Source organism: Paenibacillus sp. FSL R5-0701 (assembly GCF_037973995.1).
Lineage (GTDB): Bacteria > Bacillota > Bacilli > Paenibacillales > Paenibacillaceae > Paenibacillus.
Genome location: NZ_CP150230.1, coordinates 525,708 through 550,801 on the forward strand (window position 1 = coordinate 525,708; position 25,094 = coordinate 550,801).

The following is a 25,094-nucleotide window of genomic DNA, read 5'->3' on the forward strand; positions in this document are numbered from 1 at the left end:
GTTTTTATCCAAGAATCCATTTCATAACTCACTACAGGTATTATGAAATGGATTCCCAAAAGACTTCATTCCGGGAGGGAATTAATGATGATTGAAGAAGCAGGAGCAACGACGGAAACGGCCAAGAGCCTGGGCATAGGTGCCAGTACTCTTCGTAAATATGCGGCGGCACTGGAAGAACAGGGATACCGGTTCGAACGGTCCGCCAACAAATCCAGACTATTCAAGTCCGACGACATCGAGTGCATTGAACGCCTGATGACCGAACTCAGGGAGCATAATCTCCCCCTGGCTGATGCTGTGGTGACTGTATTGGCTCCAGAAGTACCTGTAGCTGCAGTAGAAGTGGATGTACCGGTGGTGGGGATTGAAGGTCTGTCAGAGACGGAATGTGCAGCGACAGTCATGTCATCCGTATTCCCTGAAGAACCTGAAATAATGGGTAATCTGAGATCCTATGAAGGTCTGGGCCAACTGGTAAGTGAGGTGACTTATGGTGCTGTAGAACAACAGCAGGATGATCGGGTACAGCTGCTGCAACAGCGGGTCGATGAACTGGAGCTGACCCTTCAGCATCTGGCTGATACACATATGGCGCTCCAGGAACAGATGGAGAAACAGCGCCTGTGGATGAATGAGAAGCTGGAGGAAGAGCGGGATCGTGAACTTGTGACCAATCTGCGCAGTTTCCAGGGAAGAAAACGCAAACCCAAAGGAGTATCCCTGCGTATGTTGTTCGGGTTCCTGCCCAAGAAGCATAAGGAAGCTTGAGCAACAGGCATTTACCCATCGTGATTTTACAGTATTGGCCTGATATAATAAGCTCCATACAACATGAAGACTGGCAACCGACTGCTCAGTATAGATAAAGACTGAGTGGATCAGGAAGCTGGCGTGGGAGGATCTGTGGAGCTGCGACGAAGTTGGCAAAGAGTGCTCGGATTATGGACGGATCGTCCTCGGCGGGAAGGCACGACCATTGCTGAGCGTTATACAATACAGGAATTGCTGGGTATGGGGAGCTATGGGCTGACATACCTGTGTACAGATGATCAGAACGGCAGGGAAGTGGCGTTGAAGGAATCCAAGCCTAGCAAGGGCAGACTCTCTGCTCACCTGTTGGAGCGGGAGGCGGACGTGATGAGACGTCTTCATCATCCGGCGATCCCTGAACTGTTGGATGTGTTCACATCCGGGAGACGAAGTTATATCGTTACCGAGTATATTCGTGGACAGACGCTGGAAGATTGCATATTTGAGCAAGGTCTTCGATATACGGAGCGGGAATGTCTGGAATTGGCAGGTCAACTGCTGGCTCCGGTGGCGCATGTGCATGAGCAGGGATATATACATGGAGATGTGCGGATTCCCAATGTTATTTTACGTGAAGGGAAGGTGCATCTGATTGACTTTGGCCTGGCAAGACGCTTGGGGGAGCCGTTGTTGCCGGAGTTGAAGCGACGTATGCGTGAAGTCCCTGAACCTGAAGATGAACGGGCTACACCGGATCATGATTTGCAGGATATCGGCCACTTTCTTCTCTTTCTGCTGTACTCGGCTTATGAGCCAGAGAAGGGCCGTGAACCCGCCAGCTGGCAGGAGGAACTTAAGCTTACGCCGGAATTGCACCAGATGCTGGAGCGACTCCTTGGACTCCGTCCAGGTTATAAGGGTGGGGCGACAGAGTTAAAGGCAGAGATTGAGAAAGTGTTGCTGAGATTACAATGAAATAAGCTCTGTAGGCGGACCTATATTTGTTATCCGTGACCTCTTCGTATGATATCTGCAGGGGTCTTTTTCCTTTTTACTATATAGAAACAATAAAGGGGTGTTCTGTTAGCCGTGTGTATGGCTAGCGAACACCCCTTTATTACATATTCATTTATTGTAGCGTCTAATAAGCTGGTGTGTGATCATTGCTCTTTAAAAGCAGTCGTGTTAGCAGCTTAGCTGGAGCTGTATTTTCTGCTTTTGTAATACCCGGAGCCACTACGGCTATCCCGGTATTTCACATCCGAAGAAGAATAGCGCTTGTAGGAACGCTTGCCTGAGGAACTACTGTGACGTTTATAGGAGCGCCTGTCTGAGGAGCTATGACGTTTGCGGTGAGATGAAGATTTGGAATCGATAAGTTTGCCGATAATCTTTTTGAACATGAGCTTTCACCCTTTCGACTTCAACTGTTTTAAGCATATACGTGGCTAGATCAGAAGGGGTTTCGATTTTTTCATGGATAATTGTATTCATTGGACAGGAGCTTGGCGTATAATAGGATGTTGCTAATTGCACGGAATTTTTTATTTTGAGTGTTTAGAGTTACAATAGAGGACAGGATAAGATTTTAACGGACAGGAGTAGTTATTATGATTACATTGAAGACCAAAGAACAGATTGAATATATGAAAAAAGCCGGAGAAATTCTCGCCGCATGCCATAGAGAAATTGCAAAGATGATTCGTCCAGGCATTACGACACAGGAGATCGACCAGTTTGCAGAAGCTTTTATGAAGAAAAATGGCGCTACGCCGGAACAAAAGGGATATAACGGATACCAATATGCGACATGTGCGTCGGTTAATGATGTGATCTGTCACGGGTTTCCGGGAAAATATGCATTGAAAGACGGCGATATCGTTACAATCGACATGGTAGTTAATCTGAATGGCTGGCTGGCGGATTCGGCTTGGTCATATGCCGTAGGTGAAGTGACTCCGGAAGCACAACATCTGCTGGATGTAACCAAAAACTCTCTGTACAAAGGCATTGAACTTGCCGTGGTGGGCAACCGGATCGGAGATATCTCCAATGCGATTCAAGTGTATGCAGAAGGTGAAGGCCTATCGGTTGTGCGTGAGTTTATCGGACACGGCATTGGTGAGAAGATGCATGAGGAACCACAAGTCCCTCACTACGGTCCGCCTCATCGGGGTCCGCGTCTCAAGGAAGGCATGGTTATTACGATCGAACCGATGCTGAATATTGGTACGTTCCGAAGTAAGCTGGATTCAGATGGATGGACTGCTCGTACTTTGGATGGAAGTCTGTCTGCCCAGTATGAACATACGATTGCGATTACGGCGGATGGTCCAGTGATTTTGACAGCACAATAATAGCCAAAAGCAGCTACAATGTGACGATATTTGCATATTTCAAGGCGGCCCACGTTTGTGATCCGCCTGTTTCGGTTTAAACTATTAAGAAGTGATAACACAGAGCCAGTGGTAAGTGATCTCAGCTGACAAGGGTTAACCTTGTGTCCACTTGGCAACAAGGAGGTAATTTTGGTGTCTTTAAATAAACAGATCGTACTTGCGTCTCGTCCCGAAGGTGCCCCTTCCAGAGAGAATTTTAACTTCATTGATGCACCTCTTCCTGAACCGGAAGCTGGGCAAGTTCTGGTACGTACATTATATTTGTCGGTCGATCCGTATATGCGGGGCCGCATGAAAGATACAAAATCCTATGCTGCACCGTACGCGTTAAATGAAGTGATCAAGGGTGGAGCCATTGGACAGGTTGTGGAATCTTCGGAACCCAATCTGCGCAAAGGAGATCTCGTATCCGGTATGTGGGGCTGGCAGCAATATGCCGCAGTGAATACGGCTGATCTGTCGCTGATTGATACGGAAGAAGCACCAATCACGGCTTACCTGGGTGCGCTGGGCCTGACGGGTCTGACGGCTTATTTTGGTATGGAGGACATCGGCAAACCGAAGGACGGCGAAACGGTCGTTGTATCGGGAGCAGCCGGAGCGGTAGGCATGATTGCAGGTCAGATTGGTAAAATTGTGGGAGCACGCGTGGTTGGTATTGCAGGCTCTGATGAGAAATGTGCTTATTTGAAAGAAAAGCTGGGCTTCGACGTGGTGTTGAATTACAAGAAGGAGCAGGATATGTCAGCAGCCATTGAACGGGCTTGCCCGGATGGTGTAGATGTCTACTTTGACAATGTTGGCGGTGACATCTCGGATGCAGTCTTGCGCCACATCAATCGGAATGCACGTATTCCGTTATGCGGTCAGATCTCGTCCTATAATCTGGAGAAGCCGGATATCGGGATGCGACCACAGACATTGCTGTTAACAAATACAGCATTAATGAAAGGTTTCCTGCTGGGTGACTATACGAAATCCTTCAAGGAAGGCCGCGCCAAGTTGGCGAAATGGATCAAGGAAGGTCATATCCAGTATGAAGAAAACATTGTGGACGGGTTCGAACAGACGCCGGAAGCATTCATGGGTCTCTTCTCGGGAGATAATCTGGGCAAGCAACTGGTTAAGGTTGCAGATCCTGAATAGATATCGAATGGTTTACATGTACAAATTAGGTTGAAAACGAAAAGACACGTTCTGCACACCGAGGGTGCAGTAGAACGTGTCTTTTTTATCTGTAAATCTGTGCGTGGTCTGCGTATGATGACTAGTGTTCGGCGACCAGCACTTCTTTGTAGTGTTTGTACATATATACACGCCAGCGTACAATCATGCCAAAAGCCAGCAGGAAGAACAATCCGCCCGTTTGCGGAATACTTACATATCGCTGAATGACTTCATGCAGGATCAGGCGTACGGCCAACAGTCCAAGCAAGATAAAAGCAAAGCTGCGAGAACGTGTGGCAAAAATTTCTTCACCTACTCGTTCAAACCGTGTACTGCGAATGAGGGGATAGGAGAAAAGGAACCAGCCCACCAGAAACGCAATGAATGCCCAGAGTAGAGGAACATGAGTTGCCGGTACAACAAACATGAGAAATCCTGTGCTCATGCCGAGCGGAGGAATAAGGATTTTGCGAATGGTCACCGGTCTGTGACTGGCTTTCATGCGGATGAAGATGGCAAGCAGTGCCATGACGAGCATGCCCACGGTTGCTCCGATTTGCAGGTAGTACGGACTGATTTGAGCCACGTAGAACTCCCTCTTTCTGGAATAATATGTTATCCGGTGATCCGGAACTCAGTACGAATTGCCGGAATTTTCAGTTCCTATTATATCACAAACGCAGAAAGCCGATAGAAAGCTTAGTGTATCATATACCCGATATGTATTCACAGGGTGTATTTGAAAATTTTGTATTATTGTGCCCGTTGTAAGGCCGTTTATTCGATTAAGGGGAAATCATGCAATGATTGGACAACAATGGATGTATATCAAGCTTATCGGCTCACATCATAGTGGGTGGCTTGCAGGTAATACAGATTGGTTGGTACATGTGGTCAGCCTTGTATGTGCAAGTGTACTAGCTTTTTTGCTGGTTATCTACGGTTACATCTTATGGATGAAATATAGCAGTGGGCGCAGGGACAAAGTTAAGACGGCACTGATGAAGGAATTACTTTCCGAAGATTCGGTGTTACAGAAGTACCTGGGCCAAGGAGAAGTAAAAGTAGACTTACTGAATATGAGTGGAGATCAACAGAGCGTTTTGCAGCAGGTGTTATTGCAACGGCTTGCTCAAGGTCCGGTAGAGCACGAGACTCTGCGAATTCGTCTGTTATCCTGGCAAGTCTTTGGAAGTTCATACCGGTCGGTTCTGAAGACGGGAAAGAGGAGTGAACGGGTCAACACGTTGTTATATATTGAACAGTTTCATATGATAGAGCTTCTGCCCAGGTTAGAGGATATGCTACGGGTTACTTCCTGTACGCCGCTTGAACGCTTCATCATATTGCGCATATATGCCCGAACCGGTTATTTCAGAATCGTGAAGGAATTGATGCGTGAGCAATATGTATGGTCCGATTCGCAGTATCTGCAGATTCTGCTGTTGCTTACCGATTCATCCTGGACTCGTCTGAAGGATCATTTCAAGGAGGTACCTTATCAGGTCCAGTCTAATATCGTCCACGCCATTCGTATTCGGGATGACCGGACGGAGGGTGCTGTTGTTCTACTGGAGAAGCTCATTCTTGGAGAGGATGCGCTGCTGCGTACCCATGCGTATCAGGCATTGGCTCAAGTGGGCAGAGGTTGCGAAGATATGCTGAAGGGGCTATTGCTGGTATGGAACGAATCTGGTGAAGAGAGGCAACGCTCTGAAAGACTAACAGTGACCCAGCTTATGGGTACTGTTCATGCGGATGCTTTTATTCCTAGGCTGAAGGTAATGATGGGTGATCCTTCTTTTCAGATCCGACAGGAAGCGGCGAACTCTCTTGCCCGGTACGAGCAGGGACTTGAAGAACTCCGGGAAACGGCTGTAAACCATCCGGATAAATATGCAAGGCAGATAGCGGAGGAAACGCTGGAAAGGATGCAGTATGGACGAAAGATGGATTGAGATGTTGCAGAGTTTTGTTTTGGCATGTTACGAGGGGATATTTATCTATCTGGTGGTAGCGATTGTGATGTGCAGTGTTCTGGTCGTTGCTGCCGCTCGTACATTGATTCGCCAGAGGGATCTGGACCCGCTGCAATATCATGAGATGTTGGATGAAGAACTGGCTCCTGCGGTATCCCTGCTTGTCCCGATGCGTAATAGTGAGAATACGATCGTACAGCGAATTGATTGTCTGCTCGATATTCAGTATGCACGCTATGAGGTTATTATCATTAATGATGGATCAGAGGATGGAACAATGCGGCGTCTAAAAGAAACCTATGACCTGATGCCCATTCGGAGTAAAGTTCATTATTCGGGACTCGGCCAGGAGACAGCTCAGATTAAATGTGTCTACCAATCCAGGTTACATCATCGTCTGGTTGTGATCGACAAGGAGTATGGAGGACGAATGGACTCCCTGAATGCAGGCCTGAATATCTCGCAATATCCTTATATCGCCTCTGTTGGACCTTGGACAGTTCTGGAACGGGATGCATTGGTGAAGATTATGAAACCCTTTATGGATGCTCTCCCGGGAGAAGAGGTTGTTGCTTGTAGTGGACGAGTAGATCTCATGGCCCCCAGAAAGACGGATCATACAGATTTAACGGATAACAGCACAAGACTTACGGACAGTACGTTGTATGTAATGCAGACGATTGAATACGTGCGTGCTTTTTTGATTGGTGGTGTGGGACTTGTTCGTTACAATATTAATGTGCTTTTATTTACGTCTGAAGTATTTGGTGTATTCAAAAAAAACCGGGTGATGGAAGTTGGCGGTTACAAGCGCGATGACCAGGTCGCTCACATGGAACTGGTCATGCGGTTGCAGAAACATATGAAGCGAACTCGGGAACGTGGTCGTATTATATACATTCCCGATCCGATCTGCAGGGTAGAAGTGCCCGGTACATGGCGTCAGCTGTGCAGACAACGTATCGGTTGGCACATGCAGCTTGCAAGCAGTCTATGGGCCCAGCGGAGCATGATCTTCAATCCGGCCTATGGCTGGATGGGGATGGTATCCATCTCGTATTTTATTCTGATCGAATTGTTGGGCCCTTTGATGGAACTGGGAGTGATTTTGCTGTTCATCTCAGGCATAGGGCTACAGTTGGTGGATATCAACCTATGCATCATTCTCGTTCTGCTGCTGACGCTCTATGGTTCACTGTTGTCCGCAGGTATGGTAATGTTCGAAGTATGGTGTTCACGCAAAGCGTATACGTCCAGAGCAGTGACGCGTCTGTTATTGTATGCTTGTTCGGAGACGTTCTGGTTCAGACCGCTGAACAATACATTCCGTATGTTTGGCATTTTGCAGGCTATGGGATTGAGGAAGGAAAAGGAGAAGGAGATCAGGAATGGATTGGGGTAAACTATCGGCAATCCTGGTAATACCTTGGAACAGAGCAAGGAGGAAGACGCTTCATGAAAAAAAGTTACAGGCCAGCCACGATGTGGACGCTGGCTTGTTTTACAGTGGTATCGGTGGTGCTGGTTGTCCCCTGGATTATGTGGCAATCCCAGGCCCCGGTTCCGCTTAACATCATGATTATTGACAAGAGCAGACCTGACCAGTCCTATCAGGGGCACAGGGGATTGGTCTGGTTGCTGAATCAGCAGAAGATCGTACAGCAAACAGGGGAACACTATTCCTATGAAGAGGATTATTACGGCTATGATCTTCAGGACGGGCTTCCTCGGATGAAGCGATTGTTGCCTGATGAGGTGACGGACACGGATCTGATCTATCTGACGGCGAATCGGAGTAGTCTGTCTGCACAAAAGAATGAACGGAAGCAAGACGAAGTCTATGAAGGGTTAACAATATATGATGTGCAGAAGATTCGCGAGGCTGCGTATAAAGGCGTGACGATTGTTGCCGAATACAGTGCATTGGCGAATACGGCTTCCAAGATGACAAGAGAGCAGCTATACCCGATCTTGGGTGTGGACAGCAGTGGATGGCAGGGGAAATCGGTATCTGATCTGCAAAGTATAGAAGAAGTACCCCGCTGGGTTAGGGCGCACTATGAGCAGCAGGAGAAGAAGAAATGGCATTATCGCGGAGCGGGTATGCTGCTGATACATATGGATGGACAGGTCATGGTACTGGAGAAAGGTCCGGATGTGAAGACAGGCAATATACAGATTGCATTTACACCGGAAGGCAGCGATTGGAGCGGTATAACCCAGGATATACATTACAATGGCTGGTTCGATATCATTTTGCCGCAACAGAAGAATTCCATACTGGCCTGGTACAAGACGGATCTCACGGAGACAGGCGAGCAGAAGCTGGTGGATGCAGGAATTCCTGCGGAATTTGCTGCACTTGTCCACTACGACGACTATAATCGGTCGTATTACATGGCAGGGTCATTCGGAGAGATGAAGCATTATTCCTTCTGGCGCCGAATCCGGGGTTGGGAGGTCGTCCGGTCCAAACTTACGCCAGATCAGAAAGATATTCCGGACATGTTCTACTGGAAGGTGTACGTGCCCGTGATGAAGCATATTTTGAAAGAAGTGCAGGATGGACGGCAGCAATGGCCATAGATAGGCTATCGAGAACCGTTTCGATGGAAAGAGGGAAGCTAAAGTCCATTCCAGCCTTCGAGAGGAACGGGAGATGTACATAATAGAGAAGTGCGTTGTTGTGAGTGGCAAAAGTGTAATTGAGAGACAGGGCGAATCAAGTAAGGATCAGATTGCCAAGTGAAAGGGGATTGGGACTGGGGAGATCGAATACGTTTCAGACTCTTACCGCCCTGAACAATGGGAGTTGTAGCTAGATCCGAAACAAGAATCATCCCGCTGCGGCGTAGATGCAGTGTGATCTATAAAGATTCGTATTAAAACACGTACTGAAACAAGTACTAACGTGTGCATCACGATTAGGGTAAGCTCCGTATCGAGAATCGCCCTAATGTGTGTCTGGACGTGCGCCGCTATGATGAGTGGACGAGTATCTATGACATCGTGATCTGAAGCACCGTATGTAGCACGTTCTAACGAACTCAGCACATCTTATATGGCCTAATTGGGTACGTTGGTAAATGTAACGAATCACAGACACGTTAAATGAACACAAGCCGATGAAAGATGAATTCAAAGTGGATGTTAATGTGTTGAAAATAATTGGCGTAACTATAACATTATTACTGTCAAATCTATGGGATGTACCGGTACACCGCAATGCAAAAAGGACTGCAGATCTTCTGCAGTCTTTTTTCATGATGCAATGCGAGGCTTAACTAGTCCTGGTGAAGATGCCGGAGTCCGTGCAGGAAGGCGGATACGGTCAGACGCAGACTTTCGTCTGGATCAAAGTTCATGCCGAAGCCGCCCTGTGCCTCAATGGAGGCAAATCCATGGCAGAGGCTGCGCAAACCACGAACGGCGTGCAATGCTTCCGCTTCGGTGAGCGGGTAGGGCTGCAAGCTGTGTAGCAGCAACTCCAGCGTAGCTGTACTGGCCGCGGCGAGCTGTGGCTCTTCGCGATCCGGGGCATGGAATGAGGCTTCGTACAGCCCGGGGTGCTTGCGGACGAAGCCAATGTATGCCGCAGCGATGGCCTGGATGGCATCATCGCCAGTGCGGTCAGCGATAGCCGCGGTTAATGTGCGGCTAAGCTGTTGCACGGACATCAGCGCCATTTCCTGGCGAAGCCCGGGAAGTCCGCTGATGTGGTTGTAAAGCGACGGCGAGCGCACATCCAGCCGCTGTGCCAACGCGGCCAGTGTCAGCGCCTGAAAGCCGTCGCTGTCAGCAAGCTGGGCGGCGGCGCTGAGCAGAGCGCCGCGATCCAGCCCTTGCCGGGGGCTCATAGTTGCCCCCCGGCAAGATCAAACCGCTGCTGTGCATCAGCGGTTGCCGCGCGCATGGCTGCCGCGGGCTGGCGCAGCATCCGTCCGTGGCCTACAGCCAGCACGGACGGTTCCAGCTCCGCCAGGCGCTTCGCGCTGGTCAGAGCCGCTTCGCGGTTCCACGTCGCCAGCGCGGGGAACGGGAAGAGCGGGCGCACGCGGCCGGATACGGCAAGGCCGCCTTGCAGCTGGTACGCGTCGCCAGCGATGAGCACGCTGCTGCGCGTATCCATGAAGGACATATGCCCCGGCGTATGTCCTGGTGAGGCAATGGCGACCAGTGAACCAATCTGGTCACCGTCATCCAGCAAGTGGTTTGGCTGGGTGTGCACCGCTTTGGGTTTAGGCACCCCGCCGCGTACCGGGGTTTGTGGCTCACCGGGAAGAAGGGAAGTATCACCCGCCAATAGCCGGGCATCCCGTCTGGAGATGAAGACCTCGGCTTGAGGCAGTGCCTCTGTGAGACGATCCAATGCACCAATATGGTCGCTATGAGCGTGAGTCAGAATGATCTTGGTAATGGGTTTTCCAAGGGACTGCGCAGTTGCCAAAATCCCTTTAAGACTGACCGGTATTCCGGCATCAATCAGGGTTAAACCATCTTTCTCTTCAACCAGGTATACGTTCACAGGGAAGAGTCTTGGGAAAAACGTAACTTGAACGACATCAAATTCTCGGGTAATACGCATCGTTAAACCCTCCTTAAAACTAATGGTATTAGTATAATAACTAATGGCATTAGTTTTAGCAATACCTGCTGTTCATTTTATTTAAATAAAAAAAATTTAAAATAATGATGCACTTTACAAAAAAAGCGTTTTCAAATTGAGGATTACCGATTATAATAATCACGTAAGCCCTTTCATATGTCTATCTTATTGGAGCCCTTCGCGTAGCGAAAGGCTCACTTTTTTGTCTTTTTTGGATTAAAATGAAGACAGGATGTTCATCCTAGCTTAATTGTGTTGATGAGCTGTAAGTATTGGTATAACAGGAAAAATCACGTTTGACCTCCATTCGGGATGAAAGTTGACAAACATAACTGTTATTCATATAATGACAGTTATACTTACCTTGAGTTGGAGTTCATCGGTGTTGTAAGCCGGGAAGGAGTAAGTTATGAACAGCGAATTTACCATAGCGGTGCATTGTCTTGTTTTTCTGTCGATGAGAGATGAGTGTATGGCCAATAGTGAAGATTTGTCCCAGAGTGTGGGTACACACCCGGCCAGAGTCCGTAAGGTACTTAGTGTTCTGCGCAAGCATGGTTACCTGACGACCAAGGAAGGTGCTCATGGTGGGTACTTGCTTAGCCGTCCAAGTGAAGAGATCAAGCTGGGAGAATTGTACAGACTGGTAGCTGGTGGTTCACTCGGTCCCAACTGGTGCTCAGGGGAGTCTGGTTCATCGTGCGTAGTTTCTTCCAATATGCAGGATGTGATGGGGAACATATATAACGGAGGCGAAGAGGCGCTCAGCGCTTATTTTGACCGTATATCCATTCAGGATGTGAAAGAGCGCATAGGTCATGGGAAAGCGATAACCCTGTCGCTGAATGGATTGCCTGCAAAGGAGAAGTCCTGACGGAGTCCACAACGAATGGTCCTTCATGACATGGCCTTGGTTTAGTCAGGCATGGTGGACAAGTTATGGCATTGGCGTGTGCTCCGGTGAAAGATCCATTGATGTTCTCAGGCGATTCCGGGCATAACGTGAACACAGATGGGGAGAGATTATCTGCGCTGATGTTATTTTCGGAAGGCAAATCCTTGGGAGAGTAGTATTCTTCAAGATTACCTTGCGAAAGTAAAGAAGTATAAACAAACTAGATTCTGGGGAGTGGAACACATGTCAGGCATTGAAAAAAATGAAACACTTCGCGTTATTAGCGAACGCCATGCTGTCAAAAAGTACGAAAAAGGGTTTGAATTGCCTGAAGCTGATCTCAATGCGATTCTGACAGCAGCAGCGGAAGCACCATCTTCATGGAACCTGCAACACTGGAGATTCCTCGTGATTGAATCCGAAGCAGACAAAGCGAAATTGCTGCCAGTTGCTTACGGTCAAAGTCAGATCGTGGAAAGTTCGGTTACGATTGCTGTTCTTGGAGATTTGGAAGCAAACCGAAACACCGTAATCTACGATCAAGCTGTTGAAGCAGGCGCACTGACTGCTGAGGTTCGTGACGCATTGGTTGGACAGATCAACGGTGCTTACCAAAGCCCGCAAATCGCTCGCGATGAAGCGATCCGCAATGCATCTTTTGCTTCCCAAAATATTATGCTTGCTGCACGCTCCCTGGGTTACGATACATGTCCAATCGGTGGATATAATCCACAAAAACTGATCGAAACATTCAACATTCCTGCACGATTTGTGCCAACGTTGTTGATTACTGTAGGTAAAGCTGCACAGCCAGCTCGCCCGTCAGGACGTTTACCGTTGTCTGAGGTTGTTGTTAAAGGTTCTTTCTAAGTTAGAAAGTTAAATCTGATGATTGCATCAGTGATATAGGTATAAATAACGGTATAATACAAACGGCCGCACTTTCCTGTTGAGGGAAGGTGCGGCTGTTTGGCTTACTGCTTCCACCAAGGAAATATTACTCCTCAGGTGTTTCCGGGATTTGTGGTGCATGGAACGATTGCATGTACTCAATTGCGTTATACATCATCACTGCTGCTTCGGCACGAGTAATCGTTTGTTTGGGATTGAAGTTGCCGTCGGCATCCAGTTGATTGATTTTGAGAACGAGTGAACGCTGAATGGCACCTTGATACTCCGGCGTAAGTTCCTGTTCGTCGGTAATGTCCACAGGTTTGATATTAATCATCGGCAGACCGCCTTTGGCCTCGATGCCTTGCATCAGGAACAGTGTGAATTGTTCACGAGTAAGCGGTTTGGACGGATCGATATCCTGTGACATCTGAATGCCATTATATTGTGCACGGATAAATGCATCACTGTACCATACGCCATCTTTTACATGAGAGAAGTGGTCACTTGGCAGCGGCTGTTTGATAAAACGAATCGTGTCCAGATTCAGATTCAGTCCATCCGCAATCAGTTGAATGCCCTGAGCGGTATTTAACTCCAGTTCAGGTTTGAACAAGCTGTCACTCACGCCTTTGATGAATCCATCCTGATGGAGAGATTCAATTTTGTCTGCTCCTGCGATACCTTGAATATCCGTGAATTGGGCCTGCGCAGCGTTGATCGGGCCTGCACTCAGAGACAGCGTGAGCAGAGCTCCCGCAGTTAATGTAGCAATTATATTTTTTCTCATGATAGGTGCGCCTCACTTTTCCAGGGATAATCCCTTTATATAAAAGTTATTTGCCCCTATAGACGACCCTTCTGTTTAAAAGGTTGCTGGAATTTTCCAACTGAATTCATAATCATTCAGAAAGGGCTAAGTGGAGGCACTACCTCTAACCTTTGGATTTATTTCGATAATCCGTGGGTGAACGACCCATCATTTTGCTGAACAGACGGGAGAAGTAGTAAGGGTCCTTGAATCCAAGCTCGGAACTGATCTGCTTCACGGTCCAATCAGTAAAATCCAGATAGCGGCAGGAATGCTGAATCTTCAGCCGCAGGAAATAATCGATGGGCGAATGCCCTGTAGCTTGCTTGAACAACTGTGAGTAATGAGGGACAGACAGCCGCGCGTGTGCCGCCAGTTCCTTGAGGGTGATTCCGTTCTCCAGATGCTCCAGCATATACTGGACAGATTGTTCAGCCGCACGTTTGCTACTGACGACCCCGCCATCTGTTCCTGTCGTTTCTGGCCCATAAGCGAGCATACCGAGCATATAACCAATAATCTGGGAGGCATACGTCATCGTTTGCATGGAGTAACCCGTCTCTAACGCGCCGTAACATTCATGGAACAACTCAAGCCATTTTTGAGCCTTGGCCGGGGGCATGGTAGTAATATGATGAGTTAACAAGGGTTCTATGTAGGATAAAGCGTGTTCCCCGCGCAGATGAATCCAGAAGATGCTCCATGGTTCAGCTGCGTTTGCTCCGTACACATGAGGAACATGTGCAGGTAATATAACGAGGTTTCCCGGGTTGACATCATATGTCTTGCTGCCATCCATCGTATACCAGCCTGTGCCTTGGACACAGTACATCAGAATGTGTGATTCACAACCATCGGGACGATCACGGTAATGATGCTCCGCTTCGTGAAAGTAACCGATATCGGTTACGTATAATCCGCACGTGACCGGATAAGCTGCGGTTTCTTGCAGCAGGGCGTCCGGAAGCACAATGAGTTTTTGCATACGAAATCCGTCAGATTTACGCTGTAGGGGTGGTCTGTTGTTAGGTCTCATACTTTGTATTATGGTGAGAGGCGATAAGGGAGTCAATGACAGATATGAGAGCGCTCACCGGAGGTGTTCTCGATTTAGAAAGCCACGTTACAGGAAGTGAAGCAGTTGCCCGTGAATTGGGTAAGTACATACTAGTGGGAAGAATCAGAACAGTGAATATATAGGATAAGGGAGAGATATAGTTATGGAACCAGTCACGACTCAGGAAACGTTTTTCTATACAGGTACGTATGCGTCAGCGGATGAACCCGGAATATTCCTATGTGCGTTGAATGCGGATACAGGAGAGATGCGAATCGTCAATCACATGGATGGTGTGGATAATCCGTCTTATCTGGCGCTAAGCCCAGATGGGAACTGTCTGTATGTGGCGAGTGAAACGGACGAGGGAGAGGTGTTGGTCTATCGGAGAGATGCGGCAACGAGTGAGCTGCACCTGATGGATCGAAAACAGACCAGAGGGGCTTCTCCATGTTATGTGTCTGTCTCCACGGATGGTCAGTGGGTGTTCTCATCCAACTATAGCAGCGGCAGTGTCAATGTATTCCCGGTTGGCGATCAGGGGACGCTTGGTGAGATGAGTGCATGGGTGGAGCACACGGGAAGTGGAATCAATGAAGACCGCCAGGAAGGGCCGCATGCACACTCCATTCAACCCGATCCGTCCGGGCAGTATGCTGTCGTATGTGATCTCGGTCTGGATCAGATCATTGTGTATCGGTTGGAAGAGGGACGTCTGGTTACCCATCGTGAGATGGATCAACCACCAGGCGCAGGGCCAAGGCATCTTGTGTTCCATCCCAACTCGAAGTGGGCATATGTAATCAACGAATTGAACAACACGGTTACGGCATTCCTGTACGATGAGCGCAGAGGGGAGTTCACTACGGTACAGCACATTTCCACACTTCCAGAAGGGCATAAAGGAGAGGGGACAGCTGCGGACATCCGTGTATCTCCATGTGGACGCTTCCTGTATGCATCCAATCGGGGAGATGACAGCATCGTGCTCTATCATATTGACCAAGAGAGCGGTAAGTTGGAAGCCGTAGAGTGGACGTCCACGATTGGGCAGACACCGCGTAACTTTAATATTTTGCCAGGTGGGATTCTGGTTGTGGCGAATCAGGACAGCAATAACCTCGTAGGTTTCCAGATCAGTGAAGAAGACGGACGTCTGACACATAACGGGTTCAAGCTGGAACTGCCTCGTCCGGTATGTATTGCGCCTGTGGTGTAAAAGTTGTCTATAAGCTGTGAAATCATGGAGAAATACATGGTTTTACAGCTTTTTTAGTCTTTTTATGCGAATAACTTGAAAATAGTGGCAATTATCACATTTTTTTATTGACCATCGTTCGAACGTTCATTATGATCAGGATATATAGGGATAAAACCTAAAATCTGGATGTTGCACGAAGGGTGGTGCTTTCCTTGATACCTGCAAATTCAATTCGGGAGCAATTAACCCAGTATATCGATAAGAACAGCATGACGCTCTCCCGATTCTCGGAAGTATCTGGCATTAATACAGGCACAATTAGTCGTATTTTACATGGAAATCGTCCCATATCCGTGAGTCAGTTGATTGCGATATCATCAGGAATGGGCGTGGCAGCAGATCATTTTTTTGCCGACTATGTGGAAGAATGTTTTGCTTATTCCGTATCCATGCGGCGGATCAGACCGTTTATTCTCCGAAGTGCGGAGTTGAATCGGCTGGACTGCATTGAACAGATTCTTTATCGGCTACTGGACGACCTGGATTATGCGACAGAACTATTTGAGATGGCTGAACAATTATTTGAACAAAATCAGCGGTCTGCGGCGGCATTGTTATATAAGAGTGTGAGTGAAGTTGAGAAATATCAGCATTCCGAACGGCTTGCGATGTGTCAGTATCGCATGTTTCTAATTGGACAAGGTGAGAACCTGGAGGAAAATCTAAGGATGGCTATCTTGTTCAAGCCCTATGTTGACCGGTTGGATGAGGGATACCAACTTGAAGCCTTCAAAGATCTAATTCATGTTTTTGGCTCGGTAAATAAATGGAGCGAAGTTAAAAATTTTGCTGACAAGATGTTACAGTTAGCCAAAATTCAATATAATACAATTAACATTTCGGAACGACAAAATCAGGAGTGGAAACTAACAGTGCGGCCACTTTACTTTTATATACTATATGCTTGGTTGATTCAGTCGACGGTATTTGAGGAGCAGGGAGACTATGACAAAGCATTAGAACTTGTGGGGCTTTATGCAAGTGGACAGAGCTGGGTGCGGGAGGACGATGATGAGTCTCGACGTGTGCTGAAGCAATTCGAAGAATGGGCAATGGCTAATAAGTATCTCTATCAGATGTTATCTGGAGATATAAATGTTGTTAACGAATATGCAAATTACATCACACAATACCCGGATGAGATATTTTTGGCATTACGTTACATCATCCAGGCAGCGAATAAGTTTAACTGGAATATTGATGATATTTTAGAGCGTTTCTCGGATTACATTCCTTTACGTACATACAAGACAGAGTTTGGACAATACAATTCTTCAATGATGAATCAAAATTATGCAAAACTTCTAGGGGAATTGGCGATATACTATTTAAACCACAATCGCGATGTTGCAATAAGTCGAATTTTAGAAGGATTGAACTTCTCTATTCAAAAAAATAATGATCTCAATTTCATTAAATATGTAATGGCTTTTCTTGAAAAAAGCTTTAGCAGTGAAAATTTTGAAGACAAGGAAAAGCTTAAATTACTAATTAATGAAATGCAGCGAATTAATGCTTAATAACAAGTACTTTAGTTCTGAATCTATTTAGCATTATGATTACACTGTAATATACTTTACGAAGCCAAAGGAGAAATCCGTTGGCTTTTTTCATGTACCAACCATTCAATTACTAAATTAGACCTATAGATGGAATTATATGTTTAATTTAAAATGAATATATTAAAGCGCTTACATAAAAAGATGGCGCTACAAGGGCATCGGGCTTACCAATACAATTGGGGAGGCAATTGTTTATGGGAAATCGATCATCATTGTGGAAGCGCACATTACGTACAGCGGGAGTATCCCTGCTGAGTTCCGCGTTACTGATTACTTCGCTTGGCCTTGGCAACACGCCGGTAACACATGCAGCAGGTCCGAGGCAGATGGAATATCTGGATCGCGGTGTGGTGGCTGTGAAGACCGGGACAGGTGTGTTTGTCAGTTGGCGGCTTATGGGAACGGAAGGCTCGAATGTATCGTTTAATGTCTATCGGGATGGAACCAAGGTGAATGCTACGCCCATAACAAACAGCACCAACCTTCAGGATGCAAGCGGGACAAGCAGTTCCAAATATACGGTTCGCGCTGTCGTCAGTGGAACGGAGCAGGCTGCTTCAGCGGCAGCAAGCGTATGGGGCAATAACTATCTATCTGTACCGCTCAGTGTACCCGCAGGCGGGACAACGCCCGATGGAGTAGCCTACACCTACAGTGCCAACGATGCCAGTGCAGGTGACCTGGATGGTGATGGTGAGTATGAATTGATTGTGAAGTGGGACCCTTCCAACTCCAAGGATAACTCCCAGAGCGGTTATACCGGAGAAGTGTTTATCGATGCCTACAAATTAAACGGAACACGCCTCTGGCGTATTAGTCTGGGCAAAAATATCCGTGCCGGCGCTCACTACACCCAGTTCATGGTCTATGATCTCGACGGTGATGGCAAAGCCGAAGTTGCGATGAAAACAGCCGATGGCACCAAGGATGGCACTGGTGTGGTCATCGGGGATGCAAGCAAGGATCACCGCAATTCCAGCGGTTATGTGTTGTCTGGTCCCGAATTCCTGACGGTCTTCAATGGACAGACTGGCAAAGCGCTCTCCACGGTGAACTACGAACCGGCGCGTGGCAATGTATCCAGTTGGGGGGATAACTACGGCAATCGGGTGGACCGATTCCTTGCCGCCATTGCTTATCTGGATGGAGAGCGCCCAAGTCTGGTCATGGCACGTGGGTACTACACCCGCACAGTGCTCGTGGCTTATAACTGGCGGAATGGACAGCTGACCAAACAATGGACATTTGATTCCAATACCTCCGGTAACTCGGGTTATGCCGGGCAGGGCAATCATAATCTGAGTGTGGCGGACGTAGACGGAGATGGGAAAGACGAGATCGTTTATGGTGCCATGGCAGTGGATGACAACGGCAAAGGATTGTACACAACAGGACTTCATCATGGCGATGCCATGCATTTGAGTGACCTCGACCCGGATCGCCCTGGACTTTAGGTATTTCAGGTTCATGAGACGCCATCCAATGCCGGAGTGGAGTTCCGGGATGCAGGTACAGGCCAGTTAATCTGGGGAGTCAAAACAACGAAGGATATTGGACGCGGCATGGCAGCAGATATTGATCCAAGATATAAAGGCGCTGAAGTATGGGCAGACGGCAGTCTGTATACGGCCAAAGGGCAGAAACTCGGGACAACTCTGCCGTCCTCCACGAATTTTGGGATCTGGTGGGATGGGGATCTGCTTCGTGAACTGCTGGACAGCAACCGAATCGACAAGTGGAATTATGCCAACAGCACAACGATGAACCTGCTCACCGCTTCCGGCGTATCTTCCAATAACGGAACCAAGTCTACGCCGAATCTGCAGGCCGATCTGTTCGGGGACTGGAGAGAAGAAGTGGTATGGCGGACGAATGACAGCTCAGCACTGAGGATCTATACCACAACAGCAGTTACGGACAAACGCATCTATACGCTGATGCATGATCCGGTGTACCGACTTGGCGTCGCTTGGCAAAATGTAGCCTACAATCAACCGCCACACACTGGTTTTTATCTGGGAGAAGGCATGAGCACACCACCGGTACCCAATATTCGGTATGCGGACAGATGAGAATGGACAACGTGTAGCCGTCCATTACCGATTAGGTTTACAATAGCCAGCGAAGTATGGGATTCGCTGAAGGGAACAACGGACGCTGGTTCGTTGTTCCTCTTTTTTTGCCAATAGCCCAGAAATACGGTAAAAATCGGAAAAAACGTTTGACAGGTATATAGACTGCCTTTATTATACGTATATAACTTACTAAACAGGTAGGAATAATAAAAACGAATCTGTTTTCATTGTGAAAACGATCATTTTACAGACAGATGCAACCATGCAACCTGAACAGAATAACGTTCTCACCGTATAGACGGAGGAACACCGCAGCGCATCCTTTTCAGATGGAGCATGCACGGCCTTAAGCCGGCATGACTTTATGGGGAGAAGTGCGCGGGGGTTCCTCCGTCTTCTTGTTTTTTATGGGGCGTTACATCCTGATCAGCCGGCCTGAGGTAGTCATGCAGATCTATATCGGGGGAGTGTATTTAATGAAAAAGAGAATTCACAAGGGTATTCTGGTTGGTCTGGCACTGGTATTAACAGGAGTTCTGGCAGCATGCGGATCGGATAGCGGGGGGTCCAGTGCGGCAGGAACATCGGGGGGAGCGGAAGGCGGCAAGGAAGGGGCCAAGGCCATCGAACTGCTGAATGTTTCCTACGATCCAACACGGGAACTCTATGAGCAATATAACAAAGCGTTTGCGGCGCATTGGTTGAAAGAGAAAGGCCAGGAAGTGACCATCAAGCAATCTCATGGGGGCTCGGGCAAACAGAGCCGTTCTGTTATTGACGGGCTGGATGCAGACGTGGTGACGCTGGCATTGGGATACGATATTGATGCGATTGAAGATAAAGGTCTGATTAACGAAGGCTGGCAGGACAAATACGAGCATAACAGCGCTCCTTACACCTCTACGATTGTATTCCTTGTGCGTAAGGGTAATCCAAAGGGCATCAAGGACTGGGATGATCTGATCACAGGGGATACGCAAGTCATCACCCCGAATCCCAAAACGTCCGGCGGAGCACGCTGGAACTATCTGGCGGCATGGGGATATGCCCTTAAGCATAATAACAATGATGAAGAGAAAGCGAAGGAATTTGTTGGTGAATTGTTCAAACATGCGCCTGTACTGGATTCCGGTGCTCGCGGATCTACGACAACGTTTGTTGAACGTGGCATCGGTGATGTGCTACTTGCTTGGGAAAATGAAGCTTTCCTATCGGTAAAAGAGTTGGGTCCGGACAAATTCGATATTGTCGTGCCTTCGGTTAGTATCTTGGCTGAACCACCGGTTGCGATTGTGGATAAAAATGCAGACAAAAAAGGAAGCCGCGACGTGGCGGATGCCTATCTGAAATATTTGTACAGTGAAGAAGGACAGACAATTGCCTCTGAAAATTATTACCGCCCAACGCTGGACAGCGTGGAGGAAAAATTCAAGGATCAGTTCCCGGCGCTTGAACTGTTCACGTTGAAAGATGTATTCGGTACATGGCGGGATACTCAGGCCAAACATTTCAATGACGGTGGTATCTTCGACCAGATCTATGTTCCAGGCAGCTAAGGTTATTCTGTTCAATGAACACCCGATCAATCGCGCTGTGAGCGGCCAACCAGCCTTACCGGCTGAAGGCAGAGAGGATGAACGTGCATGAGCAAGGTGATGGTGGCGCGGAGACGCACATTGCCGGGATTTGGATTAACGATGGGTTACAGTGTGTTCTACCTGAGCCTGGTTGTACTTATTCCACTGGCTGCGCTGTTATTTAACTCAACAGGGCTGACGTGGGCAACCATGATTGAGGTTGCGACCAATCCCAGGGTGCTGGCTTCATTCCAGGTCAGCTTCCTGACCGCAGGTGCAGCGGCGCTGATTGATCTCGTGCTGGGGTTACTCCTGGCATGGGTGCTTGTTCGGTATGAATTTCCGGGCAAAAGGTTGTTTGATGCGGTCATTGATCTACCTTTTGCCTTGCCGACAGCGGTAGCAGGGGTTGCTCTTACGGCGATCTATGCCGGCAATGGCTGGATTGGGCAGTTTGTAGAGCCTTTGGGCATCAAGCTCGCTTATTCACAGGCCGGGATTACGCTGGCGCTGATGTTTATCGGAATTCCGTTCGTAGTTCGCACGGTGCAACCGGTGTTGGAGGAGCTGGGGGCTGAGGTGGAAGAGGCGGCTGCCACACTGGGGGCAGGAAGATGGCGGATATTCCGCACCATTCTGCTGCCAGATCTGATTCCACCGCTGCTGACGGGTTTTGCTCTGGCTTTTGCCCGGGGCATTGGCGAATATGGCTCGGTTGTGTTTATCTCAGGTAATATGCCGATGAAAACGGAGATTGCTCCCTTACTGATCATGGCCAAGCTGGAGCAGTTCGATTATGCAGGCGCTACAGCGGTAGCTTTGCTGTTGCTCCTGGTTTCTTTCATCCTGCTGTTGATCATTAATTCTTTGCAGCGCTGGAGCCGGAAGGCGGGCAGAGCATGACGATGAAACATGATGGAGTATGGATACAATCAGATGTCACTCACCCAAACCAAAGGAGGTGCAGCATATGGCGGGTTCCGTCCCACTGAGCCCTGTTCCACCCGTAAAGACCGGGCGTGGAACTAATCGTGCAACAACGGAAGCTCCATGGGTCAAATGGTTGTTGATTGGACTGGCAAGCCTGGTACTCATCTGGCTCCTTATTTTACCACTGGCCATTGTGCTCATGGAGGCGTTGAAGCAGGGCTGGGGTGTGTACATCGCGGCTCTTACCGAGCCGGATGCCATGTCTGCACTGAAACTCACGTTATTGGTTGCGGCGATTACCGTGCCGCTGAATACGATATTTGGTGTGGCCGCCGCATGGGTCATTACCAAGTTCCAGTTCAAGGGCAAAGGACTCATGATTACCCTGATTGATCTTCCCTTTTCCATTTCGCCTGTGGTGGGCGGGTTGATCTTTGTATTGGTCTTTGGTTCGAATGGGTGGTTAGGGCCGTGGCTGTCCGAACATGATATCAAAATCATTTTTGCGCTGCCAGGCATTGTGATTGCAACGCTGTTTATTACCTTCCCCTTCGTAGCGAGGGAGCTGATTCCACTCATGGAGGACCAGGGAACCCGGGAAGAGGAAGCGGCGGTTACACTAGGGGCTTCCGGGTGGCGAATCTTCTGGAGTGTAACCTTGCCCAACATTAAATGGGGACTGCTGTACGGCATTATTCTGTGTAATGCCCGTGCTATGGGCGAGTTCGGAGCTGTATCTGTGGTGTCCGGGCATATCCGCGGAGAGACCAATACGTTACCACTTCATGTCGAGATTTTGTATAACGAATATCAATTCTCGGCTTCGTTTGCCGTAGCTTCACTGCTCCTGATTCTGGCTCTTGCCACGTTGCTGCTCAAGAGCTGGCTTGGACACAAAGCCGTTTCAGAAAAGTGATTATGAGAAGAAGAAAATACAGATTGACAGCTACTGGAAGCCCTGCTAATGTATAAACCAAGTATATAGGTTGGATAAGAATGATTTATAAATCCGTTGGCTGACAGCGTTCTTAGGAATATGGCGGGCAATAGCCCGAGAAGAGGAGGCAGCTCTATGGCTAAGCCGTTAAAAGTGGATGAGGTATGGTTGGACCGAATTGCCGGACAGCTGAATGACATGGAGTTTGGTTCATTGCATATCGTGGTGCACGAAGGTCAGATTGTGCAGATGGAGCGGACCGAACGCAAGCGTTTTGAGAACACTCCCTCAGGCAGCGCCTCCAAATCCGGAAGCACGGCACGAAGCAGTTCAGCCCGTTCACTACGCGGATCCAATGCGAGTGCGAAGGGATAGCGAGTGACATGGCGTCAGGAATCGAGGATGGGTGCATAGGAACACAAAGGTATACTTTTCAGAAACTCATGGGAAATGCATGTTCCAAATCATCCTATCTATTGTGCGCGACTTGTCTCCATATGCTCCTTATACCAATGATTCGCTTCAAGCAGCAACTGTTGTCCACCTGCATCCATGAATTCTTCCACAAAGGTATCGAAATACCCCACAGGCTGATCGCCAGTGATGATGGAGATGTACGCTCTGTCTCTCATGCGAATCAATTCAGATGAATATTGAATCAGGGCAGGGGTTGCAACCTCCAGGCGATTATAGATACCATTCTCCGTCAACCCTGCAGATGCAGCCCACTGTTCACGTTTATCCGAGGGTGTACCTGGAACCGTCATGCCGATACTTGAGCCGATCCTATTAATATAATTCTCCATTCTGTTGTATGGGTAAAGTAAATGGAACGAGTTTGAATCTTCAGTGCTCCAATTCCAGTGTTTTCCTGGAAGGCCATACTCCATTTTGATCTGCTCCTCCGGATCGGGGTTGGCACTTACATAATCGAGTATCTCCAGAATTTTCTCCAGTTTTCCCGGCTCCTTCGCAGCCTCAGCACCTATAGCAATAAAATTCATCAGCAGATTGTTCCCTTTTGAACCGCTATGTCCATCAGGACCAATAACAGGAGAACCAAATACAACCTCTGCAGTTGCGTTCTTCTGTAACAGCTCATTAACATTAAACGAGGCCCCCACTGGAGTTTCTTGGCCATGTTCATTAAGGACACTGTAGTCTCCCTCTTGATTCCAATGATAATAGTTGCCCATCGAGGTCATCCCAATTTTTCCATTAATAAAAGCATGGGATAGATGTTTATAGCCGCCTTTATTTTCACCGGTTATGAACTCAGGGTCGATAATCCCGTCCCGATACCATTTTTGCATATAAGCCAATGCTTTTTTCATCTCAGGCTCCAAAGCGCCGATCACAAGTTGGTTGTTTTTTTCATTAAAATACAGTTGCTCGGTGAAAACGGACTGTCCAAAAGCGCCAAACACGACATTTAAGCCCTCTCTGGATAGGCCATACGTATCCTGTTTACCATTTCCGTCCGGATCATCTTTGGCAAAAGCATACATAACCGTTTCAAATTCATCTAATGTCTTCGGAACCTCCAGACCAAGCTGCTTAAGCCAGTCCTCTCGGTATACAACAGGAGTTCGATAGATATTGGTCTGATTAATGGCCGGAATTCCATATAAGCCACCGTTTATTTTTCCATACTCTAAATAACGTGAATCATAATCGCGAATTCGCTGCACGATATTTGGCGCATATTGTTCAAGGACTTCCGGGGAGATTTCCGCTAAGACCCCTTGCATTTGATATTTAAGCAGATCATGCGGTTGTCTGATTCGAAACAGATCGGGTATCTTCCCTTGAGCAAGCTCCAGGTCCAGCAGTTCCTCGTACCGCTTGTTCTCAAGATTCCACACCTCCAGATCGACATCAAACTGATCCTCAATATATGCAATCATCTCCGCGTCCTCAGGAACAGCAATATTTTGATGCATGGTCCAGGATATCGTATATTGCGGTACTGTCTCCTTCTCAGGACTTTCCAAATGGTCCTGCTGTTGCACTTGTGATCCTTCCCTGTTTAGAAAGGTACAACCGTTCATCAATCCTATAAGAATAGATGTAGCAATCAATAGACATAGCTTTCTTGACAGGTTAAGGTTCATAGCAGCTCCTTTCTTAATTTTAAATTCTATATAAGTTCAATTAAAGAGTATTTACACGGACACTCCAATGACAGAACAAC

The 25,094-nt window shown here is 47.9% G+C and carries 23 protein-coding genes and 1 pseudogene; 17 read left to right on the plus strand and 7 right to left on the minus strand.

Annotated features, from left to right (window positions below):
• Positions 1-84: 84 nt before the first annotated feature.
• Positions 85-771 (plus strand): hypothetical protein, encoded by a 687-nt coding sequence (locus MKZ13_RS02530; RefSeq protein WP_221823739.1) that lies wholly within the window; start codon positions 85-87, stop codon positions 769-771.
• Positions 772-906: 135 nt separating this feature from the next.
• Positions 907-1,728 carry a protein kinase gene (locus MKZ13_RS02535; protein WP_339181522.1) on the plus strand — a complete coding sequence of 274 codons (822 nt, stop codon included), beginning with the start codon at positions 907-909 and terminating at the stop codon, positions 1,726-1,728.
• A gap of 218 nt (positions 1,729-1,946) precedes the next feature.
• On the opposite strand, the gene MKZ13_RS02540 is transcribed toward MKZ13_RS02535, so the two are convergent.
• On the minus strand, positions 1,947-2,156 hold the full coding sequence (locus MKZ13_RS02540; RefSeq protein WP_074093270.1) for a hypothetical protein: 210 nt from the start codon (positions 2,154-2,156) through the stop codon (positions 1,947-1,949).
• Between the two features lie 207 nt (positions 2,157-2,363).
• On the opposite strand from MKZ13_RS02540, the gene map reads away from it, so the two are divergent.
• The gene (gene map, locus MKZ13_RS02545; protein ID WP_211084250.1) at positions 2,364-3,110 is read left to right on the plus strand and encodes a type I methionyl aminopeptidase; all 747 of its coding nucleotides are present in this window, start codon (positions 2,364-2,366) and stop codon (positions 3,108-3,110) included.
• A gap of 174 nt (positions 3,111-3,284) precedes the next feature.
• Positions 3,285-4,298, plus strand: a complete 1,014-nt coding sequence (locus tag MKZ13_RS02550) for an NADP-dependent oxidoreductase (protein WP_076215938.1) — start codon at positions 3,285-3,287, stop codon at positions 4,296-4,298.
• A gap of 121 nt (positions 4,299-4,419) precedes the next feature.
• Here the strand turns inward: MKZ13_RS02550 and MKZ13_RS02555 are convergent, their stop codons facing one another.
• Positions 4,420-4,905, minus strand: coding sequence for a cytochrome c biogenesis protein CcdC (locus MKZ13_RS02555; RefSeq protein WP_179088578.1), 486 nt, complete (start codon positions 4,903-4,905; stop codon positions 4,420-4,422).
• Between the two features lie 217 nt (positions 4,906-5,122).
• Here MKZ13_RS02555 and MKZ13_RS02560 point away from each other — a divergent pair, with 217 nt between their 5' ends.
• The 3 genes from MKZ13_RS02560 to MKZ13_RS02570 are packed head-to-tail and all read left to right on the plus strand — an operon-like array spanning position 5,123 to position 8,884.
• Complete coding sequence (locus MKZ13_RS02560; protein ID WP_339181529.1) at positions 5,123-6,277, plus strand: HEAT repeat domain-containing protein; 1,155 nt, start codon at positions 5,123-5,125, stop codon at positions 6,275-6,277.
• Complete coding sequence (locus MKZ13_RS02565) at positions 6,258-7,700, plus strand: glycosyltransferase family 2 protein (RefSeq protein WP_339181531.1); 1,443 nt, start codon at positions 6,258-6,260, stop codon at positions 7,698-7,700. The genes MKZ13_RS02560 and MKZ13_RS02565 overlap by 20 nt, the downstream gene beginning before the upstream one ends.
• A gap of 53 nt (positions 7,701-7,753) precedes the next feature.
• On the plus strand, positions 7,754-8,884 hold the full coding sequence (locus tag MKZ13_RS02570; RefSeq protein ID WP_339181534.1) for a hypothetical protein: 1,131 nt from the start codon (positions 7,754-7,756) through the stop codon (positions 8,882-8,884).
• 698 nt (positions 8,885-9,582) lie between these two features.
• On the opposite strand, the gene MKZ13_RS02575 is transcribed toward MKZ13_RS02570, so the two are convergent.
• Both MKZ13_RS02575 and MKZ13_RS02580 read right to left on the minus strand, forming a co-directional pair.
• Positions 9,583-10,155: a TetR-like C-terminal domain-containing protein gene (locus tag MKZ13_RS02575; RefSeq protein ID WP_339181536.1), complete on the minus strand. Its 573-nt coding sequence runs from the start codon at positions 10,153-10,155 to the stop codon at positions 9,583-9,585.
• Entirely contained in the window at positions 10,152-10,883 is a 732-nt protein-coding gene (locus MKZ13_RS02580; RefSeq protein ID WP_339181538.1) for an MBL fold metallo-hydrolase, read from the minus strand. Before MKZ13_RS02580 ends, MKZ13_RS02575 begins: the two co-directional genes overlap by 4 nt.
• A 430-nt stretch (positions 10,884-11,313) precedes the next feature.
• On the opposite strand from MKZ13_RS02580, the gene MKZ13_RS02585 reads away from it, so the two are divergent.
• The 3 genes from MKZ13_RS02585 to MKZ13_RS02595 all read left to right on the plus strand — a co-directional run bounded on the left by MKZ13_RS02585 (position 11,314) and on the right by MKZ13_RS02595 (position 12,669).
• Positions 11,314-11,778, plus strand: a complete 465-nt coding sequence (locus MKZ13_RS02585) for an Rrf2 family transcriptional regulator (protein ID WP_339181540.1) — start codon at positions 11,314-11,316, stop codon at positions 11,776-11,778.
• Between the two features lie 65 nt (positions 11,779-11,843).
• Positions 11,844-11,975 (plus strand): hypothetical protein, encoded by a 132-nt coding sequence (locus MKZ13_RS02590; protein ID WP_260632933.1) that lies wholly within the window; start codon positions 11,844-11,846, stop codon positions 11,973-11,975.
• A 67-nt stretch (positions 11,976-12,042) separates the two neighbouring features.
• A complete protein-coding gene (locus MKZ13_RS02595; RefSeq protein WP_076215923.1) occupies positions 12,043-12,669 on the plus strand; it encodes a nitroreductase family protein in 627 nt (208 codons plus the stop codon).
• 127 nt (positions 12,670-12,796) lie between these two features.
• Here the strand turns inward: MKZ13_RS02595 and MKZ13_RS02600 are convergent, their stop codons facing one another.
• Positions 12,797-13,480 carry an S-layer homology domain-containing protein gene (locus tag MKZ13_RS02600; RefSeq protein WP_339181543.1) on the minus strand — a complete coding sequence of 228 codons (684 nt, stop codon included), beginning with the start codon at positions 13,478-13,480 and terminating at the stop codon, positions 12,797-12,799.
• A 145-nt stretch (positions 13,481-13,625) separates the two neighbouring features.
• Positions 13,626-14,486: an AraC family transcriptional regulator gene (locus tag MKZ13_RS02605; RefSeq protein ID WP_339181546.1), complete on the minus strand. Its 861-nt coding sequence runs from the start codon at positions 14,484-14,486 to the stop codon at positions 13,626-13,628.
• Between the two features lie 235 nt (positions 14,487-14,721).
• Here MKZ13_RS02605 and MKZ13_RS02610 point away from each other — a divergent pair, with 235 nt between their 5' ends.
• From MKZ13_RS02610 to MKZ13_RS02640, 7 genes and pseudogenes are all read left to right on the plus strand, one after another.
• Positions 14,722-15,777, plus strand: coding sequence for a lactonase family protein (locus MKZ13_RS02610; RefSeq protein WP_339181548.1), 1,056 nt, complete (start codon positions 14,722-14,724; stop codon positions 15,775-15,777).
• A gap of 335 nt (positions 15,778-16,112) precedes the next feature.
• Positions 16,113-17,339, plus strand: coding sequence for a transcriptional regulator (locus MKZ13_RS02615; RefSeq protein WP_339181550.1), 1,227 nt, complete (start codon positions 16,113-16,115; stop codon positions 17,337-17,339).
• A gap of 236 nt (positions 17,340-17,575) precedes the next feature.
• A pseudogene (locus tag MKZ13_RS02620) lies at positions 17,576-19,453 on the plus strand (rhamnogalacturonan lyase).
• Between the two features lie 479 nt (positions 19,454-19,932).
• Positions 19,933-21,012, plus strand: a complete 1,080-nt coding sequence (locus MKZ13_RS02625; RefSeq protein ID WP_221823720.1) for a sulfate ABC transporter substrate-binding protein — start codon at positions 19,933-19,935, stop codon at positions 21,010-21,012.
• 87 nt (positions 21,013-21,099) lie between these two features.
• Positions 21,100-21,936, plus strand: a complete 837-nt coding sequence (gene cysT, locus MKZ13_RS02630) for a sulfate ABC transporter permease subunit CysT (RefSeq protein WP_339181552.1) — start codon at positions 21,100-21,102, stop codon at positions 21,934-21,936.
• A gap of 67 nt (positions 21,937-22,003) precedes the next feature.
• Positions 22,004-22,879: a sulfate ABC transporter permease subunit CysW gene (cysW, locus tag MKZ13_RS02635; protein ID WP_036607456.1), complete on the plus strand. Its 876-nt coding sequence runs from the start codon at positions 22,004-22,006 to the stop codon at positions 22,877-22,879.
• 156 nt (positions 22,880-23,035) lie between these two features.
• Positions 23,036-23,275, plus strand: a complete 240-nt coding sequence (locus MKZ13_RS02640; protein ID WP_036607453.1) for a YezD family protein — start codon at positions 23,036-23,038, stop codon at positions 23,273-23,275.
• A 98-nt stretch (positions 23,276-23,373) separates the two neighbouring features.
• On the opposite strand, the gene MKZ13_RS02645 is transcribed toward MKZ13_RS02640, so the two are convergent.
• The gene (locus MKZ13_RS02645) at positions 23,374-25,014 is read right to left on the minus strand and encodes an extracellular solute-binding protein (protein WP_339181555.1); all 1,641 of its coding nucleotides are present in this window, start codon (positions 25,012-25,014) and stop codon (positions 23,374-23,376) included.
• Positions 25,015-25,094: the final 80 nt, after the last annotated feature.

What these genes read in the sequence shown, in the direction of transcription:
- MKZ13_RS02530 (WP_221823739.1), top strand. Translation starts at nt 85, where the DNA reads ATGATGATTGAAGAAGCAGGAGCAACGACGGAAACGGCCAAGAGCCTG.
- MKZ13_RS02540 (WP_074093270.1), bottom strand. Translation starts at nt 2,156, where the DNA reads ATGTTCAAAAAGATTATCGGCAAACTTATCGATTCCAAATCTTCATCT.
- map (WP_211084250.1), top strand. Translation starts at nt 2,364, where the DNA reads ATGATTACATTGAAGACCAAAGAACAGATTGAATATATGAAAAAAGCC.
- MKZ13_RS02560 (WP_339181529.1), top strand. Translation starts at nt 5,123, where the DNA reads ATGATTGGACAACAATGGATGTATATCAAGCTTATCGGCTCACATCAT.
- MKZ13_RS02565 (WP_339181531.1), top strand. Translation starts at nt 6,258, where the DNA reads ATGGACGAAAGATGGATTGAGATGTTGCAGAGTTTTGTTTTGGCATGT.
- MKZ13_RS02570 (WP_339181534.1), top strand. Translation starts at nt 7,754, where the DNA reads ATGAAAAAAAGTTACAGGCCAGCCACGATGTGGACGCTGGCTTGTTTT.
- MKZ13_RS02575 (WP_339181536.1), bottom strand. Translation starts at nt 10,155, where the DNA reads ATGAGCCCCCGGCAAGGGCTGGATCGCGGCGCTCTGCTCAGCGCCGCC.
- MKZ13_RS02580 (WP_339181538.1), bottom strand. Translation starts at nt 10,883, where the DNA reads ATGCGTATTACCCGAGAATTTGATGTCGTTCAAGTTACGTTTTTCCCA.
- MKZ13_RS02585 (WP_339181540.1), top strand. Translation starts at nt 11,314, where the DNA reads ATGAACAGCGAATTTACCATAGCGGTGCATTGTCTTGTTTTTCTGTCG.
- MKZ13_RS02590 (WP_260632933.1), top strand. Translation starts at nt 11,844, where the DNA reads ATGGCATTGGCGTGTGCTCCGGTGAAAGATCCATTGATGTTCTCAGGC.
- MKZ13_RS02595 (WP_076215923.1), top strand. Translation starts at nt 12,043, where the DNA reads ATGTCAGGCATTGAAAAAAATGAAACACTTCGCGTTATTAGCGAACGC.
- MKZ13_RS02600 (WP_339181543.1), bottom strand. Translation starts at nt 13,480, where the DNA reads ATGAGAAAAAATATAATTGCTACATTAACTGCGGGAGCTCTGCTCACG.
- MKZ13_RS02605 (WP_339181546.1), bottom strand. Translation starts at nt 14,486, where the DNA reads ATGCAAAAACTCATTGTGCTTCCGGACGCCCTGCTGCAAGAAACCGCA.
- MKZ13_RS02610 (WP_339181548.1), top strand. Translation starts at nt 14,722, where the DNA reads ATGGAACCAGTCACGACTCAGGAAACGTTTTTCTATACAGGTACGTAT.
- MKZ13_RS02625 (WP_221823720.1), top strand. Translation starts at nt 19,933, where the DNA reads ATGAAAAAGAGAATTCACAAGGGTATTCTGGTTGGTCTGGCACTGGTA.
- cysT (WP_339181552.1), top strand. Translation starts at nt 21,100, where the DNA reads ATGAGCAAGGTGATGGTGGCGCGGAGACGCACATTGCCGGGATTTGGA.
- cysW (WP_036607456.1), top strand. Translation starts at nt 22,004, where the DNA reads ATGGCGGGTTCCGTCCCACTGAGCCCTGTTCCACCCGTAAAGACCGGG.
- MKZ13_RS02640 (WP_036607453.1), top strand. Translation starts at nt 23,036, where the DNA reads ATGGCTAAGCCGTTAAAAGTGGATGAGGTATGGTTGGACCGAATTGCC.
- MKZ13_RS02645 (WP_339181555.1), bottom strand. Translation starts at nt 25,014, where the DNA reads ATGAACCTTAACCTGTCAAGAAAGCTATGTCTATTGATTGCTACATCT.